1 protein-coding gene is annotated in these 499 nt (G+C 38.7%); it reads right to left on the bottom strand.

The window, feature by feature from the left end:
* A partial coding sequence (locus ACVCZW_RS07665) for a hypothetical protein (RefSeq protein ID WP_452232090.1) occupies positions 1–499 on the bottom strand: 499 nt, incomplete at both ends.

The raw sequence follows: 499 nt of genomic DNA, 5'->3' as shown, positions 1-499 counted from the left end.
TCCTAGATTTACATACATACACGATGCAACGTCATATTGAAAATCATCCCAACAGGTTACATTTCCTGAATTAGTGGGTGCTGTTCCTAGATTTACATACATACAGGAAGTAGCATCTAATTGAAAATCATCCCAGCAGGTTACGTTTCCGGGATTGATAGGCGCTGTTCCTAAATTTACATACATACAAGAAGTAGTGTCCAATTGAAAATCATCCCAACAGGTCATATTTCCTGGATTAGTAGGTGCCGTTCCTAGATTGACATACATGCAAGAAGTAGCATCTAATTGAAAATCATCCCAACAGGTGACGTTTCCTGGGTTAGCAGGTGCCGTTCCTAAATTTACATACATACAAGAAGTAGCATCTAATTGAAAATCATCCCAGCAGGTAACGTTTCCTGGATTAGAAGGAGCAGTTCCTAGATTTACATACAAACATGAAGTAGCGTCTAATTGAAAATCATCCCAACAGTTTACATTTCCTGGATTAGTAGGT

It is taken from the genome of Lacinutrix sp. MEBiC02595, from assembly GCF_053601555.1.
The sequence above is the reverse complement of the archived record's forward strand: the minus strand, read 5'-3'. Positions and strand labels throughout refer to the sequence as shown.